This is a genomic window from Polaromonas sp. P1_G2, assembly GCF_056405515.1.
The window spans coordinates 1-381 of sequence record NZ_JBFUBY010001583.1; the positions used below are offsets into that span (position 1 = coordinate 1).

At 61.9% G+C, this 381-nt stretch carries 1 pseudogene; it reads right to left on the reverse strand.

What is annotated here, in order from left to right:
- A pseudogene (locus AC1D0P_RS31645) lies at positions 1–381 on the reverse strand (hypothetical protein); the annotation flags it as partial.

The window sequence follows — 381 nt, forward strand, 5'->3', positions numbered from 1 at the left end:
CTTTGCGGCTGGCTGGACTGCTGCGCCGGTGCGGCCTGAGCAGCGACGGGCTTCTCCTCGGCCTCGTCGACTTCCTCTTCCTCGACCGGAATATCGTCCTCCTCTTCCTCCTCGACGGGGAAGTGGATGAGCTGGTCGATCTTCACCGGGTTTTCGACCGCTTCGCCACGCTCGATGGTGAAGTGCGGGCCGCCAGGCGCGCCATCCGCCTCGATGATGATCGAGACACCGAAACGGTTCTCATAATCGACGATCGTAACGCGCTTGTGATTGAGCAAGTAGAGCGCCGTATCGGCCTGCGTATGGACGACGATATCGTGGGTCGTGCTCTTGAGGAGGAATTCCTCGATGCCGCGCAGCACGTGCAGCGCCACCGACGAC